Below are 24861 nucleotides of genomic sequence, written 5' to 3'. Positions count from 1 at the left end.
TGTTATCTGTCTTTTTTCTTTAAACGGCGTCCTCTTGGTTCGTCTCCTTCATGAAGTACAATTTCAGAATGCAGGAACTCCGCGGCGTCTGCAGAATCTTTTACCTTGACAGCACTGCGTTCCAGCATTTCTTTTTCAAACTCATTCAGGACACTTTCTCTTAGACCCACTTTTTTCCAGTGAGATAAAGATTTACATCCTTTAAATATCATTCGGGCGAGCGTGAGCGCATCTAACAGCGCCTGGTTCGCACCTTGTCCCTTAAACGGGCTCATTGGGTGAGCTGCATCTCCGATCAGCGTTATTTGTCCGCCTTTATTCAACAATTCAGATTCGAGTAATTCCCGATCATAGACCGGATAACCGGAAATCTGCGCTTCTGGTGTTGCTTCTAAAATTTCAGGAACAGGACTGTGCCACTGCGTTCTGCGACACGCTTCTTCTTTAAGAGCTTTAAGTCCCTGAGCACTTAATGCTTTTGCCTCTTCTTCCGGCATTGGGAAACTAAGCTGCCACATAACCGAATCTGATTTATAAGGCATGATGTAAATTCGTTCATTGCCATTGGCAGTTTGAAAAACAGTAGCCGAGTCTAATAAGGAACTATTAAGACCTTCAAGAGATTTTAGAGGGCAAATCCCCAATATCACAATACAACCCAGATAACGTAAAGGTGTAATATCTTCGCCAATCAGCATTTTCCGAACTGAACTGCGAATACCATCAGCACCAACCACAAGGTCTGCCTTGCAATTTTTTATTGCTCCGTTTACCTGAAAGCTCAGCGTAAAACTTTCATCTTCGCATTTTTTAAAATCCATTAATTGGTGATCCCAATTTACTTTTTCCTGTCCGCCAAGCTGCTCCAGCAGCTCCAGTCGCAAAGATTGTCGTGCAATATGTATATTGGAGCGTTTTTGAAATGTTTTTGCATCAGATGACACCCATTTTCTCACGCCCCATTCCCCAATTACTTTTCCTTCTGTAGTGTGAACCAAATGCCGTGTTGAAACAACGCCATCGTCTAAGGAGAAAATACCCAATCCCTCGATTGCTTTACTGGCTTGTTGCAAAGTCAGCCCGTAGCCCTGAGAACGCGAATCGAAATTGTTGTCGCGTTCATAAAGAGTAAAAGGAATCCTGCGGTGCAAACAAGCAACCGCCAGAGCGACTCCGCCTATGCCCGCACCAATAATAGCGACATGCGGATAATTTTCTTTATCTGGCAAAACAGGGTTTATGGAAGTAATCAATCCGGATCCGGAACAGTTCAGGCAGGAGTTGAGGTGGGCTTTAGGACGTACCGGTGTTATTCCTTCATTATTTGCTTTTTCGAATTGATCTAACGCAGTCTGGTATTGGAGTCTCACTTTCTTACTGAGCCGCTGACTTTTTTTGCCTTGTCCCTGACACTCCGGACAAATAATCCAGTTTGTCTTTTCATTTTCCATTTTTCCCACTCCTTTATTTTTTTTTACTTTAATCAGGCTGAACCCAATTGTCTTTATGTAATTTCCTGATAATGCCGTGCTAATTTTTTTTATAAAGCTTTCCCTAATGTAGAGGCTCGGTATACCAGTTTAGCATCCAGAATTATCGTTCGGCTTGGTGATGAATCATCTTTTATCTTTTCGATTAAAAGTGTCGCTGCACTTTCTCCCATTTTTGTCAAAGGCTGTTCTACACTCGTTAATTGCGGGAACACATTGACAGAGAATTCTGTTCCTGAAAAACTTGCAATGGCAATTTCTTCGGGAACCTTTATACCTTGTTCCTGTAAATAGTTCATCGCACCAATAGCCAGTGTATCAGTAAAAGCAAAGATACTGTCAAATTGTACTTTGTTGTCCAGTAATTTTTTAGCAGCAATTCTTCCATCGTCAAATCCCACTCCATTTGTTTTGACCATCAATTGAGCATCATAAAGATTGTGTTTGGTTAAAATACGCTGGTAACCTCCGGCGCGTTCTACAGAATTACGAACAGTCGAAGGTCCCATTAGATGCACTATTTTGGTTCGGCCACAACTGATTAGATGTTCGATCATCAAAGAAGCTTTAATGTGATCATCGACCAGAACTTTTGAGACATCGAGTGTATTTTGAGGTATCCTGTCGAAGAATACAAGCGGAGTTCCTCTTTGTATTATTTCCTGATAGATTTCCTGATTGTGTGTTTCATGGCAGAGATTGATTATAATTCCGTCAACATTGAAACTTTCGAGCAAAAGCAGATTCTCCCTTTCGCGCAAAGGATCTTCATCTGATTGTAGAATTATAACTTTATATCCCAAAGGATAAAGAATATTGTGAACACCTTGCAGCACTTTTGATGAAAAAGGTGTTGTCATTTCCGGAACAACAAATCCTATACTTTTTGTTTTACCGTATTTTAAGTTCAAAGCCGTTACATTGGGTTTATAACCCAATTTTTGTGCAGCTTCTATTACCCTGTTTTTTGTATCGGCATGTATGTTTTTATCATTAAGCAACGCTCTCGAAATGGTAGAAGTGGATAAGGACAGATACTGTGCAAGATCTTTTATGGTAGTTCGTTTCATCATGCTTAATTTATTCAAAAATAATAATAATCTAACACATAAAAACATAGATTATACATTGAGAAAGAAACCTATTTATTTTGCAGCAATATTTTTTTGTAATTTTAAGAAGTTAAACGCTTTATTATTAGGTGAAAAGCCTGCATGTCTATGGGTTAATTTTAATAACAGGAGAGGTCAAAGAATACAATTTGATACTCTGGGAACGTTCCCAAGATATTGGGAACGTTCCCATAATGGTTTTTTTACGAAAACGATGTAAATAGTAAGTGAATGTTATAAGTTTGATAAAAATATCGACAAATTATTACCAAATAAATTTAAAAAATGAAAACTATAGAGTATCAATATAATGCCAAAGATATTAGTCAGGGTATAGTACATATTGGGGTTGGCAACTTTCACAGAGCACATGAGGCATTTTATACAAATGAATTATTGGCCCATAAGGACCAAAGCGAATGGGGAATATGCGGTGTGAGCTTATTGATTGCTGATAAGAAAAATGTAGAAAACTTAAAGTCACAGGATTTTGACTATACTGTAACTGTATGTGGCCGAAATGGGCAAGACGAAGTTTATAAAATTGGTGCAATTCAGGAAATTATTGCAGGTTATGAAAATCCAAAAGCTGTAATTGATAAGATTGCCGAAAGTAACATAAAGATTATCTCACTGACAATTACTGAAGGCGGATATAATTTGGATAAGGAAACAGGGAATTTCAGGCTTGAGGATGAAAAAATCAAACATGATATTCAGAATCCAAAATCACCTGCTACAGTTTTCGGGTTTATAGCCGAAGGTTTACGTGCCCGCAAGCAAATGGGAAATGGCGGTATCACTATTCTTTCGTGCGACAACCTGCAACATAACGGAGATACGGCAAGAAAAGCATTTACAGCATTTATAGAAGCACAAGATGCCGAACTGGCTATTTGGGTAGCAGAACATGTTACGTTTCCTAATAGTATGGTAGATCGAATTACGCCCGCTACAACACCGGACGATATAATACGCCTGAACAAGAATAGCGGGATCGATGATAAAGCCCCTGTGTATTGCGAAGACTTTATTCAGTGGGTTATTGAGGATAATTTTATTGCAGGAAGACCAGCATGGGAAAGAGTAGGAGTTGAGTTTGTAAAAGATGTTGCTGTTTTCGAAAACATGAAGCTAAGTCTTTTAAATGCATCCCACACACTTTTGTCTTATCCTGCATTTTTAGCCGGTTACCGTAAAGTTGATGTTGCGATGCACGATCCGCTTTTTGTTAATCTGCTAAAAGATTTTATGAATATCGATATTACACCTTATGTTCCTGCACCAAAAGGGATAGATCTCGAACGATATAAAAAGACACTTCTGGAGCGTTTTGCCAATCATGCAGTAAGCGATCAGCTGAGCAGATTGTGTTATGATGGTATTTCGAAATTTCCCGTTTACATTATGCCTAATCTTGGCAAGATGATAAAAGACGATAAGGATCTCTCAAGAATGGCTTTTCTTATCGCTTCTTACAGGCATTATTTAAAATACAAAACAGATAGTAACGGATTACAATATGATATAGCGGAACCTTGGCTGGATACAGTCGACAGTGAACTTATAGAAAGCAATGATCCTCTGGGTTTTCTAAAGTTAGCCCCTTTTAAAAGTTGTGATCTTAGCAGTTCAGAGCAATTCACAACAGCTTATATTCATTTTGTTACCGCTATAAAACAAGACGGAATAGTGGCCGTGTTAACAACAATAGTAGCGTAACGGTCATTCTGTTAATACAACAAATATGAAACTAAAATCTCAAAATCGAATATTGCCGTATGTGGTAGTTACTTTTATTTACTTTATTGTGGGATTTCTTACCACTGTAAACGAGCAGCTTCAGGCACCTCTTAAATTTACATTTTTATCTGAGGCTGGAGCTTATAAAAATACGCTGACCACCTTGATTTCTTTTTTCTTTTTTCTGGGATATCTTATAAATGGTACATTAGGAAGTAAGTGGGTCAACAGGTTTGGATACAAGAAAACCATAATTCGCGGTATTTTCTTTATCATATCCGGATTGGTAATGTATTTGTTTGCCGTAGAGATAGGGTATAAGTTCCCTGATTTTCATTTTGCGGCAGGCGGAGCAATTATTCCGTACGGATATATTATTTTCTTATTGGGTTCTTACCTAATGGGAACCTCTGCTGCGATAATACAAGTTGTAGTAAATCCGTATGTGGCTTCTTATGATTTACCCGGTACACAGCCCGTTCAGCGTTTGAGTATTACAACAGGTATTAATTCTATAGGAACTACTTCAGCGCCCTTTTTTGTGACGCTGGTAATGTTCAGGGGAATTTCTATTGATAATATCGAAATCAAACAGCTAATCACACCGCTTTTACTGCTGATACTCTGTATTGCTGCAGTCGCACTTTTGGTACGAAAACTTGATATTCCTGATATCGCACATACCCGTGCCAAAGTAGGAGAAAAACTCGAAAAGAGTATTTGGTCTTTTAGGCATTTTGCATTGGGAGTATTGGCCATTTTCTTTTATGTAGGTACAGAAGTAGCTATTGGTGCCAATATTAATTTGTATGCATTCGAATTGGAAGAACTCGGAAATCCCGTTTCTTTTTTCGGAAAGACAGACATTATTATTGGCGGGATGGATCTTGGAATACACGCTTTGCTTTCTACGCTTTATTGGGGTGGTTTTCTGGTTGGGCGCGTGATATCCAGTTTTCTTAGCAAGGTTTCAGCACGTCAGCAATTAATTACTACCACCATTATAGCGGCGATTTTTGCTGTAATTGCCATGGTTTTTCAAAATATCTGGTTTTTGGTTGCGATAGGTTTACTGCATTCATCTATGTGGAGCTGTATTTATTCGCTTTCTATAAAAGGTTTAAAACAATATACCTCGAAGGCTTCGGGAGTTTTTATCTCAGCAGTATTTGGTGGGGCAGTTTTTACCCTGCTTCAAGGTGCAATGGCAGACCTTTTTGGTTCATGGCGCTGGACATGGTGTCTTACCCTGGTGTGCGAATTACTGATATTGTTATACGCTTTAGTTGGATCACAGCCCAGAGAAAAAGATATTATATAAACAATTAAAACCGTCGCATGTACTTAATTTTAAGTTCCGGCGGGACGCGATATAATAATGCATTGCAATGTGTTATTCTAAAGTATAAAGAATACAAAAATGACAAATTCAAATAAAATCAAAGTAGCCTGTTTTGGCGAAGTGTTATGGGACCTTTTTCCGGGGAAAGAGAAAAGTGCCGGAGGAGCACCTTTTAACGTTGCTTACAATCTTTTTAAAATGGGGATTGATTCCCGAATGATCAGTAGTGTAGGAGATGATGATCCGGGGAGGGAAATTATAAAAAAAATAGACAGTTGGAACATGCCGGTTAAGAGCATACAACTGAACAAGAATTATTCAACCAGTACTGTCGTTGCCACATTTGATGAGCACAAGGAAGCACATTATGATATTGTGACCAATGTAGCCTGGGATTTTATTGAAGCAACACCTCAGGATATAGAGCTGATTAGAAATGAAGATGCTCTTGTTTTTGGCTCACTTGCAACAAGAAGTCCGCAATCTAAAAACACACTTTTTACCTTGCTTGAAAACAGTACGTTTAATGTTTTTGACATAAACCTAAGGAAGCCACATTATGATTTAAGTGTCATTAAAGACCTTTTGCATAAATCTCACCTTGCCAAATTCAATAAAGCGGAATTATTGCTGCTAAGAGAATTTTTAGGAAAGAAATACGATTCAGAAGAAGATATTGTCAGCTATTTGCAAGATACTTTCAAATTGCCCGAAGTTATAGTATCAAAAGGAAGTAAAGGCGCACTTTATGCCAGCGATGGTAATTTTTACCTGTATCCGGCTGTAGATATCGTAGTGGCCGATACCGTAGGAAGCGGAGATGCCTTTTTAGCAGGTTTCTTATCTAAAAGACTTGAAAAAGCAGCCTCAATAGACGATATAATGAAACAGGCAGTAAGCTTAGGCGCCTATATAACATCAAAAGAAGGAGCATGTCCTGAATATGAAATATCAGATTTTAAACTTTTCACAAAGACACAAAATAGTCATTCACGAGAAGAGGAACTTAATGACGCTATTGTAAATCATTAAATTATTGAGATAAAGTAAAGGCAGCTGATGTATTAATTGGCTGCTTTTACTGCATTTAGCCAACACAATTATTTTGGCAAAAAAACGACTGGCTAATTTAGGCAGGTTATTAGTTTTAAACTGGAGTTTTCAGTATTTTTGCACTTCTAAAAAATCCTCATGAATTCCCCTGTAAAAGCCATCAATCCTATTTATAATCTGCAATTTGGATTAGTCTGTTTAAGTTCCTTACTTTTTTCTGCCAGTTTTAATATGCTGATTCCTGAACTTCCGGAATACCTGAGCAATATGGGCGGAGCAGAATACAAAGGATTAATCATTGCACTTTTTACATTAACAGCAGGAATCTCAAGACCTTTTAGCGGCAGGCTGACTGATACATTGGGTAGAGTACCTGTTATGGCAGTTGGTTCTATTGTTTGTTTTGTCTGCGGTATTTTATATCCCGTTTTAGGAACAGTTTCCGGGTTTTTATTTCTAAGGTTAATTCACGGATTTTCTACCGGATTCAAACCTACGGCAACTGCAGCTTATGTTGCAGATATTGTTCCAAGAGAGCGCTGGGGCGAAGCTTTAGGTTTACACGGATTGTGTTTTTCGATAGGTATGGCTCTTGGACCCGCTATTGGGAGTTCGATTAAATTGTATTCTTCTATGAACATGCTTTTTTATGCCTCTTCTGTTTTTGCACTTCTTTCTATTGTTATTTTAATGAACATGAAAGAAACCCTGAAACACAAGCAGCGTTTTAGCCTTCGTATTTTAAAAATTTCAAGAAAAGATATTATTGCCCTCGAAGTACTTCCGGCAGCTATCGTGACTTTTCTTTCTTATATGGCTTATGGTGTGATCCTAACGTTAATTCCTGACTGGAGCCAGCATTTAGGGATTGCCAACAAAGGCTTATTTTTTATGGTCTTCACGATCACTTCAGTTATGATTCGTTTTGGCGCCGGAAAAGCTTCTGATAAGTACGGTCGTCTTAATTTGATAGGTATTGGACTTTTCTTATTGATTATATCACTGGTAATTGTTGGATTTTCGACATCAATTACCGGATTTTTGGCAGGAGCCGCACTCTATGGCGTTTCTACCGGAATTGTCTCTCCGGCTTTAAATGCCTGGACTGTCGATATGAGTTTTGCTGAACACCGTGGCAAAGCCATGGCCACAATGTATATTGCCCTGGAAGCAGGGATAGGCCTTGGGGCACTTTTTGCCGGATGGGTGTATCAGGATGTGATTGCAAAAATTCCAATGCTGATGTATGGCAGTGCAGCAATGGTTTTCTTAGCCCTGGGATATGTTTGGTTTCAGTTTAAACAAAACAGCAAAACCTCTAAAGTCATTTGATTTTAGAGGTTTTGTTTTAGAGATTCTCTTTTTATTTTTTTGCCAAAAGAAACTCATTACTTGATTCAACTTTAGCATATAAGCCGTCAAGAGCATTTAATCCGGCTAAGTAAGCAGTGTTTATTTGTTTTGCAGAAACTGTTTCGCCATTTAATTCACGATCTCTCGTAGCAACGGCATCACTAATTAAGATGTTCTTAAAACCATTATCCATAGAGGCTCTCACTGTAGCATCGATACAAACATCTGTCATCATACCTGCAAAAACTAAATTGGTAATTTTATTTTCCTGCAGATACTCTAATAATTTAGTATCTCTAAAACTATTAGGATAGTTTTTTGTAATTACCTTTTCATCGGCAAGCGGGGAAACTATTTTATTAATTTCGGCACCCTTTGTGTCCGGTAGAAAAAAGGTAGCGCCTTCTTGTAGCGCGATGTGCTGTATGTGTATTACAGGCATTTTGTTTGCTCTGAAATATGATAATAACTCTTTTGCTTTAAGTGCCGCTTTTTCAGCATCTACAAGTTCCATAGTTCCACCAGGGAAATAATCATTTTGGATATCAATGATAATTAATGCCGTTTTTTCTGTTTTTGTGTTTTCCATTTCTTTTGTGTTTTGCGTATTATTTTGTTGAGGTAAATCGTTTTTTTTATTGCAGGCTATTGTAGTAGCGATTAGCAATAGTATTGCAGCTGTTATTTCATTTTGTTATTTGTTTTTAAGTTTTAAAATTTGATTAAGGGTGCGTATCTATGGTATTTATAAGATTAAATTCTTCCGACTTGTGAACAAGTATAAGACAAGTATGAATTTGCTTCGTCTTTCATTATTAGGTTATTAATTGTATTAATTTGTTAGTGTAATTAATTTCGCAAACTAAATAGACACATTGAAATTGGTGCAAATTGGTGTAATTCGTGTTCGAAATTGAGTTATTATATTGGCATCAAAACGTGGTTGTAATTTTTATCATTTTTTATTATTTGTCATCTCTCATTTTTTTTTCAAAGGTATTGTGAAGCAAAAAATATCGACGTTGAACTAGTTCACCAAATGCTTTGAAGAGGAGATTTTAGAATAATTTATTAAAAAGTATCATTTTTTATAATAGAGTCCGGCGTAATAACCCGTATTTTTTTCTAAATTAGATTACTGAGAAGAAAACGATTGTTTACTATATTATACGATATATAAAATGAGAAACTATAGAAGTAAATTTAGTTCAGTTATCAAATGACAGAGCATAATCTATTTTACGAAAATATAAAGAAGCATGTAGCTTTTTCTGAAAGTGAGTTTGCAAAACTTAGCTCGTTTTATCATATTGAAGAAATACAAAAGAACCAAATGATACTTTCTGAAGGAGAAATTTGTAATTTTGAAGGATATATATTAGAGGGTTGTTTTAAGATTTTTTATCAGGAAGACAATATAAAAGAGCATATCTTATATTTTGCGGTCGAAGATTGGTGGGTTTTGGATATTGGCAGTTTTGTGTCAGGAACACCTTCAAAACTAAATATTCAGGCTTTAGAAGATTCAAAGGTTATCATGATTAGTAAAGAGCAAAAAGAAAGATTATATCAGGAAATACCAAAAACCGAAAGACTTTTTCGACTCATGAATCAAAAAGCCCTCGAGTCAATTCAATTGCGTATGATTAGTATGCTCAATAAAACTGCCGATAAACGTTATGTAGAATTTAAAAATAAATATCCAACACTTGAACAAAGAATTCCTCAGCATCAAATTGCAGCTTATCTGGGTATTTCGCATGAATTTTTAAGCAAGATCAGAAGAAAGTTACTGTAAAAAAATCTGTGGAGAGTAAAAAAATTACCGCAGAGAACGTAAAGTCTTTTTTTAGTTTGAGCTTTTTTAAAACAATTATGGTTGAAAAAATTCGGCAAAGTCGCAAAGAAAATGGATGTAAACTTGGCGGCTTTGCGCGAAATCCATTCGGCAAAAGAATTATATATTTTTCTTTAACTTAATGATATTAGCTGAAGCTTCGGGATTGCGAACTTTTTTATACTTTTATAACCCTTCTTAGACAAAAATCTTTGGGAGCTTTGCGGTAAAAAATAATTAGGCTATTTTTATTTAGCGTTAATCCCTATAAATCCCTCTGCAGCAAGTCATTTATAGAAACCCCAATCATTCATTTTGTCTTTATGGTATTGGAGAAGCCATTTTTCCATTTTTTGAAGCAGCTGAACTTCTTTTGGTTTACCCATAGGATCTTCCAGCCCATTTATTGTCCTGCTGATATTAAATTTTTTGTCTTCGAAAACGCAGGTAAATTTGGGAAATTCATTATGCGAAACAATCCAGCTGTCGCGTAGCGTTTTTTTAATTTGAAATTTTTTCATTTTAGAAAATAGGAATCATTATCGCTTTTTATCCATGCTATAAACTGCAATTATACAGCTTTATTATATTCAATTCTTATTTTAAAGTAAAGATAACGCGAAATAATCTTTGAATATACCTGCTGAAACTATTGCACAATACGTTTGCTAAGGGCTATTTTAATTCCAAGTGCGATATATACCAATCCGGAAACGCGACTCATCCAAAGACTTATTTTTGGATTTTGTAACACCTTTTTTGTAAAGAAAGAGGCGCTAAATGTAATAAGAACACACCACACAAGATCAATAAGTATGTAAATAATGCCCAATGAAAGAAAAGGGTTAATAATCCCCTTATAATTTGGATCTATGAATTGTGGAAAAAAAGCTAAGAAGAATAAGGCAACTTTAGGATTAAAAACATTGGTAACGACGCCAGAAACATAAATTTTGAGCATCGAGTCCTTTTTATCTGCTTCTAGTTTTGTAACGCCTCCTTTTTTAGATAATAAACTCATGATTCCAAGATAAATTAAATAGGCTGCACCCAAATATTTTACAATAGAGAATGCAAGTGCTGATTCTGCCAAAATGATAGACAGTCCTAAAACAGCGAGCGTAATATGAAATAATACACCAGACAATATTCCTAAAGAAGAATAAATGCCAGCTTTCCATCCCTGAGATATAGTTCTGTTCAGAATATAGATTGTGTCTACTCCCGGTGTAAGTGCAAATATGATAACGGCCAGTATAAATGTTTCCAAGTGAATAATTCCCATAATATTGTATTATTAGTGTGTCATTTTTATTAAAACTTTCCTTTTTAAAGCTTGATGCTTAGAAAATTTTGTGCGATACGAAGTTATAAAAGGAAAAGTAAAACCAAACATAATATTTCACTATTTAAATTGAAGAATATCTTTTTAAATGGGAATCTTAAAACCATTTAACCCAAACAAATGTATAAACAGATAATCGATATAAAATATTGATTATATATCTTTTAAGGTAATTTTTTAGACTTTTAAACTCGAATAATTTCTATAAAACGCCCACAAATTTTCCTGATTTTAACAATATTTTAGAAAATAGATCTTTAAATATATTTGATGTCTGTTACAGTATTATAAGAGATTTTGTGAAGTAATTAATATGGTTTTAGAAAAATTCTTACACAACAAATCAAAAAAGACAAAAAGTTAACTTTCTTATTATTAATTAATTAAAATTAATGAATCGATTTCGTTAACATTTTTTTTATAAAAAAAACAATTAAAATTTTGGCACTAAGATTTTTAATTTACCTTTGTTCTACCAAATTAGTAGAATTTAAAAATAAGTTAAATACCAAAGATTAAAGATTATCAAATAAAAAATGTTGTTTTTGAGCAAGGAACCATTTAGTCATTCGCGATAGGTTGCCTACAGTCAAAATTCTTAAATCCCTAATTTATACAAATTTTTAATAAAAAGGAACTCTGGTTTTTAGGGTTAAATTTTCTATTGGTCAATGTAACGAATAGTAATCTAAAATAAATTAAAAATGAAAAAACGAATGCATAGCTGATAAAAAAAATACCATTTCTGTTGCAGCAGAAATGGTGAAGCTTAAAGAAATTGTTCATCTCTATAAGGAAAACGAAAGTGGAGTAAATCTTTTTTCGGGTCGCCTTATTTATTAAACCAAAACGAAAGTAATGAAAAGAAAATTAAACAGACATATATGGTTATGTATTTTATTGATTTCCATAGGAGTTAAAGCTCAGGAGACCAAGCCATTAATTCAGTCCAGACTTGAAGGAACAGTAATCGACGCTGTTACAAAAGAACCAATTATTGGTGCTTCGATAAACATTAAAGGGACTACACACGGGGCTGTAACAGATTTTGACGGGAAGTTTTACTTTCAAACCGGGCAAAAACTTCCTTATACATTAATAGTAAGTTACCTGGGATATAAAAAAGCTGAAATTGTAGCCAATTCAAATCCCGTTACCGTTTCTCTTACTGAGGAACAAAATGCTTTGTCTGAAGTTGTAGTTACTGCACTTGGTATTACAAAAGAAAAGAAATCTTTAGGATATACTACTCAGGCGCTTAAAGGAAAAGAGTTGTCAGAAACAAAAGAAACGAATTTTTTAAATGGTCTTAGCGGTAAATTAGCCGGAGTACGTATTACTAATTCGCAAGGAGATATGGGATCTTCACGTATCATTATTCGTGGAGAAACTTCTATATCCGGAAACAACCAGCCGTTATTTGTGGTAGATGGAGTTCCGGTAGACAACTCACAATTGAGCTCTGTTGGTGGAGCTGCTGCTTCTCGTGATTTTAGAAATGCAATTGCCGATTTGAATCCTCAGGATATCGAAACATTAACAGTATTAAAAGGACCTAATGCGGCTGCTCTTTACGGTTCGCGTGCAGCGCATGGTGTTGTTCTTATTACTACAAAATCAGGAAGAGGTCAACAAGGATTAGGCATAAGCTTTAGTTCAGGTATTACCGTTTCTCAAGTTGCTACTTTACCAAGATTTCAAAATTCTTTTGGACAGGGATCAAACGGAAAGTTTAGTTACGTAGATGGTAAAGGTGGAGGAATTAATGATGGTGTTGATGAAAGCTGGGGACCTAAAATGGACGGACGCCTTATTCCTCAGTTCAATTCTAACGGGGTAGCAGTTCCTTTTGTGGCGCATCCTGATAATGTGAAAAACTTTTTTAATACTGGTCTTACTTATGACAACAGTATTTCGATAGCAAAATCAGATGAAAAATCAGATTTCCGTTTAGGAGTAAACAATCAAAAACAATTAGGAACAGTACCTAATAGTGAAATAAACAAAACAAACTTTACGGTTAACACGAATTACCAAATATCCAAAAGTATAAAGGTAGGGGTAACAGCGAACTATATTGTTACAACTGCTCCAACTTTACCGGGTGGACCAACAGGTAACCGTGCTGCAGGTGTAATGTTACAGTTTCTTTGGTTCGGACGTCAGGTAGATACAGATGCACTTAGAGACAATAGAGATGTTAACTGGAACAATAGCTATTATAGCAATCCGTATTGGAATGCTTATTACAATACTACAAGCCAACAACGTAATCGTTTTATAGGAGATATCCATTTAGAAGCAAAACTTGCAGACGGACTTCTTTTTAAATTCCGTACCGGAGTTGACTATTATAACGATCGTAGAAAATACGAGATTAAATATGGTACAAACGGAACTCCTTTTGGATCTTATGCTGAAGATGCTTACACAGTAGACGAAAGAAATACAGAGGGTATTTTTACGTATACGAAAAAAGTAAATGACGATTTTACTATAGATGCCCTTGCCGGATTCAACGAACGTAACCACAGTGATGCCAACAATTATCAAAAGGCGCCACGTCTTGCTGTACCTGATTTGTACACATTAACCAATTCACGTGATCCGTTGACTTCATCAAATTATTTCTCAGAATTAAAAGTATATAGTGTATATGCTTCTGCCCAGGTAGGTTATAAAAACTATGCGTTTTTGAATGTAACCGGACGTAATGACTGGTCATCGACATTGCCAAGTAACAACCGTTCTTATTTTTATCCTTCTGTTAGTGGTAGTTTAGTATTGTCTGATGCATTGAATTTAAAAAGCAATACACTTGACTTCTTAAAACTGCGTGGTGGCTGGTCTGAAGTAGGTAACGATGCAGATCCGTATCAATTGGCTACAGTTTACGATTTTCAAACTGCATTTGACGGAAATCCAATTCAAACTTCTTCTAAAAAGAAACTTAATGAGAACCTGAAACCAGAGACAACACGTTCTACTGAGGTAGGTCTTGAATCTTCTTTCTGGAAAAACAGATTGCATCTTGATGTTGCTTATTATAACACAAATAGTTTCGACCAGATTCTGGAGATAAAAACAACTAATGCGAGTGGTTATAATTCACAATTAATCAATGCCGGTAAAATAAACAACCATGGTATAGAAATTCAATTGGACGGAAGCCCTATTCAAACGCGTGATTTTAAATGGAATGTGGGTGTAAATTATTCAAGAAATATTAGTAAAGTAGATGTTCTTGACTATGAAAAACAGATTCAAAATTACACAATTGCTTCCTCAGGTGGTGTTGATGTATTGGCATCTGTAGGACAAGCTTACGGTGCACTTTATGGTACAGCTTATTTGCGCGACACAAATGGAAATATAGTAGTAGGGGCAAACGGTTTACCGCAAGCTGATCCAACAAAGAAAGTATTAGGACATTATACTCCGGACTTTTTAGGTGGTATTACAAATACATTGACATACAAGAATCTTGAACTTTCATTTCTTGTGGATGCCCGTGTAGGTGGAGAACTTTTTTCAGGAACGAACAGAACAGGTACTTATACTGGTGTATTAGATCAAACGATGCCAGGTCGTGATGCTGCAAATGGAGGATTAAATTATTATATAACAGGTACTACGAAAACTTTATTGAATGGTGGTACTGCTCCAAACGGAGCTGTAGTATATGATGATGGTATGATCTTTAATGGTGTACACGCTGACGGAACGCCAAACAATCAGGTAATTAGCGCACAGGAATATTACAAAGCGTCATACAATATTAGTGAAGCTTATATCTACAGTTCAACTTTTGTAAAACTAAGAGAAGTAAAACTAGCGTATAATTTCAATAAAACATTTGCTAAGAGACTAGGTTTTCAGGCAGCTAGTATCACTGCTGTAGGTCGTAACTTGTTTTTTATCTACAAAGACGTACCAAATATAGATCCTGAATCAGCTTTTAATACAGGAAACGGGCAAGGATTGGAAAGTTTGGCATTGCCAAGTACCAGAAGTTTTAGCCTTAATGTTAATCTTAAATTTTAAAAACACGAAATCATGCTAAAAAAACTAGCTTATATAACGCTGTTTGCAGTATCACTGGTCTCTTGCAGCGACAGTCTGGATGAAATTAATAAAAATCCAAATGCTACCGAAACGCCTTTAGCACCTTATTTGTTAACAGGATCATTAAAACAAGGAGCTGATATCTATTGGGGATCAGATAATAACTTTAATTCATCTTTGTTATTTGTTCAGCACTGGGCTAAAATTCAATATACTGAACCGGACAGATATGATGTATCTAATACTTCATTCACTACTTTATGGAATACAGGATATGCAACTTTAATCACGGATTTGAACACGATTTTGAAATTTTCAGATCAGCAGGCAAATTCAAATTATAAAGGGATTGCATTAACTCTTCGTTCATGGACTTTCTTATTATTAACAGATGCTTACGGAAGCATTCCTTATAAAGAAGCAGGTCTAAAAGTAACGCCGGCATATAATACTCAAAAAGAAGTATATATCGGATTATTGGAAGATTTAAAACAAGCTCAGTCTTTGTTGAGTGCAACAAATGGTACCGTTACAGGTGATTTAGCTTATAAAGGCGACATCTCAAAATGGAAAAAACTTGTAAACTCGCTTCGTTTGCGTATTGCTTTGAGAATTTCTGATAAAGAACCTGCTTTAGCAAAACAAGCTGCAATTGATGCAACAACTGATGCTGCAGGAGTATTGAGCAGCAACAGCGATACCTTTAAGTTTACTTACATCAGTTCGCCTCAGCAAAATCCAGCTTCGGCCTGGTTTGAAACTCGTGATGATTTCCGTATTTCAAAAACTTTGGTTGATAAGCTAAACGAGTTAGCTGATCCGCGTTTGCCAGTTTATGCTCAATTACCAACGGATGCAACGGTAGGTAAATATTTAGGTGGTGCTAATGGATTATCAAACAGTGATGCCAACAGTCAGGGTTTTGCTAAAACATCAAAACCGGGAACATACTTTTTGACTTCCACATCTCCAGCTGTAATTGTTTCTTATTCAGAAACGTTATTCAATCTTTCTGAAGCAGTAGCTCGTGGTTTTATTGCCGGAGATGCTGAGCAGCTTTACAAAAGTGCAATTACGGCATCATTCAATCAATTTGGGATTACAGATGCGACAGCTATTACGAAATATCTTAATCAGACATCTGTGAAGTATGATGCAACCAATTATGCCAAATCTATAGGTACACAAAAATGGATCGCATTTTTTGGACAAGGTCTGGATGCTTTTGTAGAGTGGAGAAGACTTGATTATCCTGTATTGACTGCCGGTCCGTCTACTGTCTTGAATGGACAGATTCCTTCTCGTTTCTTTTACCCGGGTACAGAACAATCGTTGAACGGAACTAGTTACCGTGCCGCAGTATCTGAACAAGGAAAAGACTTGCTTACGACAAAACTATGGTTTGATGTAAAATAAATCAGACTCCTAAAAGGATACTTATCTTTATAAAACAAAAAAGCTAAATCGAAAGATTTAGCTTTTTTTATTTCTATAAGTGTAGGTTTGTTTTGATCAATTCAAGCTGCCGGGTTAATCATATGTGGTTCCTCGGAGAATGTTATGAAGTGTATAAAAACGAATGCTATGACGAATAAATCTCCAGGAATGGCTCAAAAAAACATATAAGTTTTTCATTTTCAGAAGGGGAGAAATCGCGCTAGCTATTGCACATAGAAAATAACCAATCTTTGCCGAGCCTCTAGTACGCTTTCTATCCCGAAGCTTCGGGACTTTGCCGAATGATCTGGAAAAAGGTGCAAAGCCGCCACGTTTACATTCATTTTCTTTGCGACTCTACGACTTCGCGCGAAATCTTTTAGCTATAATTGTCCTTAAAAAAAGCTTAACTTAATTCGAAAAGGCTAAAATGCCTGCACAAAGCTGATTGTTAAACGGGTCCCATTTTCTTTTACATAATTCATATTATTAGATTGCCATTGAGAAATAACGCTATAATAATCCTTGTTAAATAAATTCTCTATACCAAAACGAACAGTACTTTTTTCTCTAAATGTATAGCTGGAAGAAAGGTTGAAAGCCGTGAAAGATTTGATAGGTCCTGTACCATAAGTATAAGCACCATTGATAGATTCAAATCGATCTCTACCAGAAGTATTGATCATTTGCAAAAATATTGACCAAGCCTCAAGAGGTCTAAAAACGGTATAAGCTACTATTTTAGGCGGATTGATACGATCACCTCCTAAGTATACTTTTTTATCAGCAACTTCACGTTTTCCTTCTGTAAAAGAATAATTAGCTCCAATATCAATTTTTGGATGAAGACGATATTTTGCCGACACTTCAAAGCCATAAATTTTTTCGGGAGATCTTGAAATTTGTGGATTACCATCAACATATACATAAGAAGCGCCTAATTTTGAAGTGCTGTAATAAACGGCACCTTCATAAGAAAGTTTATCGAAAGATCCTGAAAAACCAAATTCATAATTATTTGCCGTAACCGCTTTTATCGAAGTATTACTTACTGTGTTTTCTTTTGCAGCACGCAGAACCAAACCTAAATCAGCAACACTGAAACTCTGTGAAAAACTGACAAAAGGTTTAAATAAATTCCATTTTGTATAACGTAATCCGGCATTAAACATTAGTGCATTAAAATCTAATGCTCCGCCATTAACAGCAATTCCGCCACCCACATAAGTTCCGTTTACATAATTGCGAATACCAATAGTGGTATAATCAGGCACATCGATGTTGACATTTTCAAGCCTTAAACCCGTTTTTAAAACTAAATTTGGACCAAACATATTTTTAAGCTGAAAATACGGTGCCAAATTGTTCATTTTCATTTCAGGAATTACTGATCTTCCATCAGTAAGATGCGTATCTGTTATATCAGAAAGAATATCCAATCCGTAAATCAGATCGCCGGATAACAAAGGACTGAATTCGTAAGGAGTACTAAAATTCAAACGAAAACCCAGCTTTTTGCTTTGTGTAGCAGGCTGCCCATTATTTTCAAAAAAGTCACTATAATTAATTAAAGTAAGATAATCTTGAAAATACAGCGTAGCATTCACATCCGTATTTCCAATGAAATTCTTTCCTATATAACTTAAACTTGCGTTATGATTATAAGGAGTTCCTTCCGGCTCTCCTGGGCGCTGTCCTCTTATACCGATAGTTGGCGAATCAAAATTGCCATAAACTCCAGCCTTAGCAATGTAATCCGTATGTTGCGTGCTTTCGAAATAATTATACATTAATTCTAACCGATTATTTTGATTTATGTCATAGCCAATTTTAGCAAAAGCATTCCAGTTTCGAAGATCATTCATTCCGTATTCCGGAGAAAGTACACGGCCTTTTGCATCACGATAAAGTCCCGTCTCTTCATAACGTCCACTCACAACATAATCGATCTTGTTTATTTTACCGCTCAATAATTGAGATACAAAAAAACCAGCCGTTCCTTTAGGTTTAATGAGAGAAAATGCTGTCCCGGCTTCTGTTGATCCGCTAATTGCCTTGTCCTGATTTGCTCGTTTAGTGATGTAATTGATAAGACCACCATCGGCACCATTTCCGTAAATAGCAGTTGCACCCTTGATAACCTCTACACGATCTAAGACAGTAGGATCAAGAGAGCGCATGTCTTTAGCCCCATCTCTCAAAGGCGTAGATTGCGGGATACCATCAATCATAACTAATACACGGCGACCGCGTAAAGTCTGACCCAAATTTTGAGTTCTGTTCGTGCTAAAACCCAAACCAGGAACTGATGCACCTAAGATATCACTAAGGTTAGAGCTAATACTTAATTGTTGCTGTAGTTGTTTTTTTGATACTATAGTGACAGAAGAAGGAACTTCATTTAAGCTTTCTGCCTGCCTTGATGCAGAGACCACAATTTCCTGCAATTCATTATCTGCTGATGATTTATCAGGCAAGATACTGTCCTGAATTTTAGTGTTTTTGTTTTTTTCTTTATTCGTATTTGTTTTGGTAATTTGTTGTGCAGAAAGTGAACTTATTGAGAAGAACACCAATAGTAGGATAGAAAATTTTAACATCGCTTATTTAGACTTAATTAAGATAAATACAAATATATTAAATGTAATAAAAATAACAAGGGTAATATTGCAGTGTTTTTTATTATCGGAGATTTTATTGACACGAAATATATTGATATTCAATACAACTAAAGAATATGAAGCATAATATGAGCAGGTTAAAATTACGGATATCTATAAGGTCAAATACAAATTAGAAACAGGGAAAGTTGTCTGATTTAGAAGTTCTTATATAAATTTTCGATATAAGTACTTATTTTTCAGAGTTGTACTGTTAATTTTACTATATTTACCACCAATAAATAATTATTAAGATGCAAGAAGGTACAGTAAAATTCTTCAATGAAGAAAAAGGTTTTGGATTTATAACACCAAAGAATGGTGGAAGTGAAATTTTCGTTCATGTTTCAGGTTTATCAGAAAATATTCGTGAGAATGACGAAGTACGTTATGACATCGCAGAAGGTAAAAAAGGACCAAATGCAGTAAACGTTGTAGTAGCTTAATCTACTAAGAAAAAGCACAAAAGAACACCTGCCAATGGCAGGTGTTTTTTTGTGCCAAAAAATTACTTAATTATTGGTTGGCCTTTTTGTACGGTTTTACAATATAAGCTAGTTAAGTCTTTCAGTGCTTGTTATTCTTAAACAATGCTCAGCTCCAAGATAGAGCGGATCTCCATGTTTCTCAGACCAAAAACCTTCCAGGACATCTTTAGTAATACAGCGGTAAACGGCAACTCCTTTATAAGTTTTAGTATCATCTCCCTTATAGCTAAAATTGATTACCAAAATATTGTCTTTAAAAAAACCGTGTCCCTTTTGTTGCTGAGTATTATTAATAATCCATTGCGCAATAATTCGATTGTTTTCATCCAGAGATAAATTCAAAATACCTTTGTAAGTTGTTTCCGGATTCTCATCCTGATTACTTCCGGTGATAGAATAACTTCCAGTTAGATCTTGTATTGTCATTTGTTAGTCTTTATATAATATTTTAATAGGGCAGAAGTGTGTGAAGTAAATCTTTAATTTAATAAAATAGAGGGAATTATTGATCACGGAAAGTAAATTTTACTTTCGATTTATTGCATCAGCTATTTTTCCGATACTAAATAATAAGAAGGTTCCTGAAAATAAACCAATAATAAGGTAAAGAAAATAGTTTTCAGTAGGATAATTTAAATTTTTCATCAAATACAGAACCCCTAAGCACACAAAGAACATTCCTATAAAAAACATGAGATACTTTACCAGAAAGTCTTTTTTGGGTAAAAAATATTCTTTTTCAGGATTTTCAGGATTGTAATATATTGGTGTCACTTCTCCAATTTTGCATAAAGAATTGCTTTTACCTTTTACAGTATAAGTTTTAATGCCATTTTGATCTTTATGAGAAAAAGTAAAAACGGGAATTGTCAAAGAAGGTGAATCACCAGTCGACTTTTCAGTAGAAAAGTAAATCATTTTAGCTTCTTCAAGCAGTCCGTTTCTTTTAAGTCTTGACTGAATTCTATGTGTCAAAAAAGAAAAGATAATCGCTATCGTTCCCATTAAAATCATAAAGATATTCCAGAAATAGGCTTCCATAATTCGTTGTATATTTAATTACTGTAATGCTCTTTGTTATTTTTTATAAACTTAACTCTCACGTTTTTAATTGTTTTTTAATTTGTGATGTATAAAAACGATATCGAGGTCAGGCTAAAATACGATAAAATAGATTTCTTCAACAAAAATTTCATTTCACTAAACAGATATTTTTTATTTTTCATTATTAATGAGCTTTAATTTATATCCGCACATTAGATATTCTGCAACAAACTGTGGAAATAACATGGAATCAGTACCGTGATGCCTAAAAAAAACACACCAATAATAAGTCTTCATCCCAATAAAAAATTGACTTATGTACTTACAGTTTGTACTTTTGCCTTTATGAATGATAATTTTATAAATGAATATTTCGGCATAGGAATCCAAAATGGTAAGACGCCTGAAAATTTAGGAGTTTTGTGGCGAACAGCTCAGAATTTAGGAGCTACTTTTATATTTACTATTGGCAATCGATATGCCAAACAAGCCTGCGACACTCATGATGCAGTAAAAGCAATACCATATTTTCATTATGATACTTTCGAAGCTTTTTTTGATAACTTACCAAAAGGAGCGCGATTAGTTGGTGTTGAATTAGATGAGCAAGCTTCAGATTTAGAAACCTTTGAACATCCGCGACGTTGTGTCTATTTATTAGGAGCAGAAGACCATGGTTTGTCCAGAAAAGTAATGGATAAATGCCATAATTTAATAAAATTCAAATCAGAGAAAAGCTTAAACGTTGCAGTGGCAGGAAGTATTATTATGTACGACAGAAACTTACCCAAACCACGTTCTTAAAGTTAAAGAAGTTAATTACTTGACTGTCATGTCCTGATCTTATAATGACAAAACCCTGTAAAACCAAAAGGTTCACAGGGCTTAATTTGTATTCTAACTAAAAACTAATTCATGCTTTAATACACTCGTTGAATTATAAGAGTATGTATTATTTAACTCTAAAACTTACTTTTCTAACTAGTTTTCTAGCAGCGTCTGAGTCTTTGTCTACAGAAGTGTCTTCGCCAGCTGCAATAACATTTAACCTTGAAGGATTAATGTTTGCTTTTACCAACACATTTTTCACACTATTCGCTCTTGCAGTTGATAATTTATCGTTGTATGCAGATTTACCTATTTCATCAGCGTGACCAATAATATCAACTGACGCCGAAGGATTGTTTCTTAGATAATTTAAGATAAAGTCGATCCCTTCTGTCGAAACATTTGTTGGAGTAGATTTACTAAAATCAAAATAAGTACACACGTAACCACCATTAATTAGGTTTTTAATCAATTCATTGTTACTTAAAACAGGTGATTTATCAGTAGTACTTCCGTAAGTTTTTAATAAATAATTTTCTAATTCATCAGGAACGTTATTGTTATTTAAGTCAATTGATTTTCCTTTTGTGTTCACCATAACACCCGAAATAGTATTTGGTTCTTCATCTAAATAATCAGGAACACCATCTTTATCAGTATCTAACATTGAAGTTTCAATATCAGTAATTCTTTTTTTCAAGTCATCGATTTCTCCTCCGTTATCAATAACCCAGTCAGCATGTTTTTCGTTCTTACCTAAGTAAACAGTTAAACCTACCGTTCCATTAAAAAGAATTCCTGAGAAACCTCTTGTATTAGCTGCGCTGGCAGCATCGAAAGCCTGATTTTGATTAGTATTCAGAATAGTTGTGAAATCTCCCGTCAAAACGATACTGTTAGATAATTTAATTTGTCCCGTTACACCAGCCATAAAATTACCCATTCTGTCTTTTATTGACGAATTTTGATCTTCCAGTTGCGCTAAACCAAAACCGGCATGACCTAATAAACCGATAGTATTGGTCCAGGTTTCAAAATTCATAATCCTTGCTAAGTTAGCCACAGCCTGAATGTCTGCTCTGTAATATTTAGTATCAAAATCTATAGAATTATTTTTTCCGGTAAAGCTATTGTAACCAAAGTCAGCTTTTAAACCAAACTTATTGTTAAACATGTACCTAACTCCCAAATCAAGAACATAAGGACTTGGTGTTGATGTAAAATAACCGGAAGACATTGGTCTTTGTGGTTTGTTAACTCCTCCCGCAAATTCAATAGAAAATTTGTTAAAATCAGTTTTTGAACTTTTTTCAGTTTTGTTTTGAGCACTTAACGTTGTTATTGCACTGGCAAAAGCGAAAGTAAGTATTAAATTTTTCATTTTTATTATTGTTTAAATTTTTGCGCAAAACTAGAAGGCAATTTTTGATAAAAAAAATGAGCAGTAAAAAATTAGGGCAATTTACGCTGTAATTATTGTTTTAAAGTTGTCTTTTAAGAGGCTAATAAAAGAGATTTTTTATGTGATTTTTAATTTATGTAGTTGATTTTTAATTAGTTGTTTGTTTGTTCTTAAAACCATTGCTTTTTGCAATAAATTAAATTTCTATTATAAAAAGAAAGTTTTTTGTATTTATGGGTAATTGATACCACTGTAAACAAACTAATTTTCTTGAAAGAATTAAAAAAAATCTATCACTTGTATAACTAATAATTGGTCGTGTAAAAACGAAAAAGTTTTGATGAGATAAATATTGGTTATGTAATGTCCAACTAATTTTATTTCCGGATTTTTCTGATTCATTTTTTAGATTGTTTCCATCATTTAGGGAATTTCTTTTTTTTTTAGAACACAGTTAGAAAGAGATAAAATGCTCATTGTAGAAAAAATTCTACATGAGGCTGAGCATTATTCTATAAAGCTTTGATTTTAATGGCAGTACTTTTGTTTTCAGAATCAGAAAGAGCTTTATGTTTTACAAATAGCGAATAATTTTTGTACTCTACATGTTATTATTATTTCTGAATTTCTAATTTTTAGAATTTTCTTTTGTTGTTGCAGGCGGCTTTTGTTTGTGATTTTAAACTTTACACAAAACAGTTAAATTAAGCCGCCTGACCAATAAAATATTGTTTAAGAATTTAAAAGTCTTGGCAGAATAATACAATAGAAAGTGAAATGATTAGTATTGGGATTATCATTAAGTTGAATTTAGTTAAAGTAATAAGTGCTATAAAGTTTTCCCTTTTTTAATACATCCAAAGATTTTGTTTTCTAAGTATAAAGGTGTGCTTAATCCTTTTTTTTAACCTGATTAAATTTTAAAAATGAAGTTCATTGTAAATTATACTACAGAGATGATGAAAAAGAAAGTACTTATATATGGAAATCAAAAATGCTTTTCGAAATACTTAAAATCTAAATTTCAGGATGTATTGGTTTTTGATGTATGTAAAAATTTTAGAGATCTTAAAGAAGAATTAGATACTTATTCAGTGATAGTGTTAGTAATCTATGCAGAAGAAGATTTATTTGATTTTTTTAAGATATACAGAAGTGAAATTCCTCTGGTAGTCTGTTCTTTCAATAAAAGAGTATTAGATTTTTTGATGGATTTAGAAAATTTATTTTTATTGGATACTTCAAAAATCAGATCAGAAATATTGAACCAACTGGGTTTTTATTTTAATGAAAGAATACTCGATGTTCAAATACCATTTGCTTCTGATAATTAAAAGCTTTTATTATTGATCGTTTACACATCGTGACTGTTATTGCAGGTATTTTAATCTTCATTTTTTACAAAACAACAAATCTTCTAAAACTTCAATGGAATATGGAGCAAAACACGAGGCAAAAATTTATTTGTTTTATTTATTAAATGTAATAATTTGAAAAAATGGATAGGTACAAGACGTTTTAAATTCTTGATTATACACTTCTATTTGTTTTTGCTCAAATTGATTTCCTTAAATTTTCTAAAGACTTACTTAATAATGTTATGCTTTTACAATCTTATTTCTAAAAATTAAAAGATTGTAAAGCACAATACCATTTCTTTTT

Annotated in this window: 19 protein-coding genes; 10 read left to right on the top strand and 9 right to left on the bottom strand. The window is 34.5% G+C overall.

Annotation, left to right across the window (positions count from 1 at the left end):
- Positions 1 to 2: 2 nt before the first annotated feature.
- Positions 3 to 1451, bottom strand: coding sequence for an FAD-dependent oxidoreductase (locus tag QLQ94_RS17845; RefSeq protein ID WP_276597892.1), 1449 nt, complete (start codon positions 1449 to 1451; stop codon positions 3 to 5).
- Between the two features lie 89 nt (positions 1452 to 1540).
- On the bottom strand, positions 1541 to 2563 hold the full coding sequence (locus tag QLQ94_RS17840) for a LacI family DNA-binding transcriptional regulator (RefSeq protein ID WP_427401562.1): 1023 nt from the start codon (positions 2561 to 2563) through the stop codon (positions 1541 to 1543).
- A 324-nt stretch (positions 2564 to 2887) separates the two neighbouring features.
- On the opposite strand from QLQ94_RS17840, the gene QLQ94_RS17835 reads away from it, so the two are divergent.
- The 4 genes from QLQ94_RS17835 (at position 2888) to QLQ94_RS17820 (ending at position 8072) form a co-directional block, all read left to right on the top strand.
- Complete coding sequence (locus QLQ94_RS17835; RefSeq protein WP_271334272.1) at positions 2888 to 4324, top strand: mannitol dehydrogenase family protein; 1437 nt, start codon at positions 2888 to 2890, stop codon at positions 4322 to 4324.
- Between the two features lie 25 nt (positions 4325 to 4349).
- On the top strand, positions 4350 to 5666 hold the full coding sequence (locus QLQ94_RS17830) for an MFS transporter (protein ID WP_271334273.1): 1317 nt from the start codon (positions 4350 to 4352) through the stop codon (positions 5664 to 5666).
- A gap of 99 nt (positions 5667 to 5765) precedes the next feature.
- Positions 5766 to 6719, top strand: coding sequence for a carbohydrate kinase family protein (locus QLQ94_RS17825; RefSeq protein ID WP_271334274.1), 954 nt, complete (start codon positions 5766 to 5768; stop codon positions 6717 to 6719).
- A gap of 159 nt (positions 6720 to 6878) precedes the next feature.
- Positions 6879 to 8072 carry an MFS transporter gene (locus QLQ94_RS17820; RefSeq protein ID WP_271334275.1) on the top strand — a complete coding sequence of 398 codons (1194 nt, stop codon included), beginning with the start codon at positions 6879 to 6881 and terminating at the stop codon, positions 8070 to 8072.
- Between the two features lie 31 nt (positions 8073 to 8103).
- On the opposite strand, the gene QLQ94_RS17815 is transcribed toward QLQ94_RS17820, so the two are convergent.
- Positions 8104 to 8682, bottom strand: coding sequence for a cysteine hydrolase family protein (locus QLQ94_RS17815; protein ID WP_482498001.1), 579 nt, complete (start codon positions 8680 to 8682; stop codon positions 8104 to 8106).
- 630 nt (positions 8683 to 9312) lie between these two features.
- Here QLQ94_RS17815 and QLQ94_RS17810 point away from each other — a divergent pair.
- The gene (locus tag QLQ94_RS17810) at positions 9313 to 9891 is read left to right on the top strand and encodes a Crp/Fnr family transcriptional regulator (protein WP_271334277.1); all 579 of its coding nucleotides are present in this window, start codon (positions 9313 to 9315) and stop codon (positions 9889 to 9891) included.
- A gap of 326 nt (positions 9892 to 10217) precedes the next feature.
- On the opposite strand, the gene QLQ94_RS17805 is transcribed toward QLQ94_RS17810, so the two are convergent.
- The gene (locus tag QLQ94_RS17805) at positions 10218 to 10451 is read right to left on the bottom strand and encodes a hypothetical protein (protein ID WP_271334278.1); all 234 of its coding nucleotides are present in this window, start codon (positions 10449 to 10451) and stop codon (positions 10218 to 10220) included.
- A 128-nt stretch (positions 10452 to 10579) separates the two neighbouring features.
- The gene (locus QLQ94_RS17800; RefSeq protein ID WP_271334279.1) at positions 10580 to 11215 is read right to left on the bottom strand and encodes a LysE family translocator; all 636 of its coding nucleotides are present in this window, start codon (positions 11213 to 11215) and stop codon (positions 10580 to 10582) included.
- A 918-nt stretch (positions 11216 to 12133) separates the two neighbouring features.
- Here QLQ94_RS17800 and QLQ94_RS17795 point away from each other — a divergent pair.
- Together QLQ94_RS17795 and QLQ94_RS17790 are read left to right on the top strand one after the other, a co-directional pair.
- Positions 12134 to 15319, top strand: a complete 3186-nt coding sequence (locus QLQ94_RS17795; protein ID WP_482497999.1) for a SusC/RagA family TonB-linked outer membrane protein — start codon at positions 12134 to 12136, stop codon at positions 15317 to 15319.
- Positions 15320 to 15331: 12 nt separating this feature from the next.
- A complete protein-coding gene (locus tag QLQ94_RS17790; RefSeq protein WP_271334281.1) occupies positions 15332 to 16756 on the top strand; it encodes a SusD/RagB family nutrient-binding outer membrane lipoprotein in 1425 nt (474 codons plus the stop codon).
- Positions 16757 to 17202: 446 nt separating this feature from the next.
- On the opposite strand, the gene QLQ94_RS17785 is transcribed toward QLQ94_RS17790, so the two are convergent.
- Complete coding sequence (locus tag QLQ94_RS17785; protein WP_427401558.1) at positions 17203 to 19377, bottom strand: TonB-dependent receptor; 2175 nt, start codon at positions 19375 to 19377, stop codon at positions 17203 to 17205.
- A 314-nt stretch (positions 19378 to 19691) separates the two neighbouring features.
- Here QLQ94_RS17785 and QLQ94_RS17780 point away from each other — a divergent pair, with 314 nt between their 5' ends.
- A complete protein-coding gene (locus QLQ94_RS17780) occupies positions 19692 to 19883 on the top strand; it encodes a cold-shock protein (protein ID WP_072958530.1) in 192 nt (63 codons plus the stop codon).
- A gap of 108 nt (positions 19884 to 19991) precedes the next feature.
- On the opposite strand, the gene QLQ94_RS17775 is transcribed toward QLQ94_RS17780, so the two are convergent.
- Positions 19992 to 20351 (bottom strand): hypothetical protein, encoded by a 360-nt coding sequence (locus QLQ94_RS17775; protein WP_271334283.1) that lies wholly within the window; start codon positions 20349 to 20351, stop codon positions 19992 to 19994.
- Between the two features lie 99 nt (positions 20352 to 20450).
- On the bottom strand, positions 20451 to 20966 hold the full coding sequence (locus tag QLQ94_RS17770) for a DUF3592 domain-containing protein (protein WP_271334285.1): 516 nt from the start codon (positions 20964 to 20966) through the stop codon (positions 20451 to 20453).
- A gap of 348 nt (positions 20967 to 21314) precedes the next feature.
- Here QLQ94_RS17770 and QLQ94_RS17765 point away from each other — a divergent pair, with 348 nt between their 5' ends.
- Positions 21315 to 21773 (top strand): RNA methyltransferase, encoded by a 459-nt coding sequence (locus tag QLQ94_RS17765; protein WP_271334289.1) that lies wholly within the window; start codon positions 21315 to 21317, stop codon positions 21771 to 21773.
- Between the two features lie 148 nt (positions 21774 to 21921).
- Here the strand turns inward: QLQ94_RS17765 and QLQ94_RS17760 are convergent, their stop codons facing one another.
- Positions 21922 to 23178 carry an OmpA family protein gene (locus tag QLQ94_RS17760; protein WP_482497996.1) on the bottom strand — a complete coding sequence of 419 codons (1257 nt, stop codon included), beginning with the start codon at positions 23176 to 23178 and terminating at the stop codon, positions 21922 to 21924.
- A gap of 947 nt (positions 23179 to 24125) precedes the next feature.
- On the opposite strand from QLQ94_RS17760, the gene QLQ94_RS17755 reads away from it, so the two are divergent.
- Positions 24126 to 24533: a hypothetical protein gene (locus tag QLQ94_RS17755; RefSeq protein WP_271334287.1), complete on the top strand. Its 408-nt coding sequence runs from the start codon at positions 24126 to 24128 to the stop codon at positions 24531 to 24533.
- Positions 24534 to 24861: the final 328 nt, after the last annotated feature.

It is taken from the genome of Flavobacterium sp. B114r (genome assembly GCF_056824125.1).
Note: the sequence above shows the minus strand (reverse complement) of the source record. Positions and strands in the feature narration are given on the sequence as shown.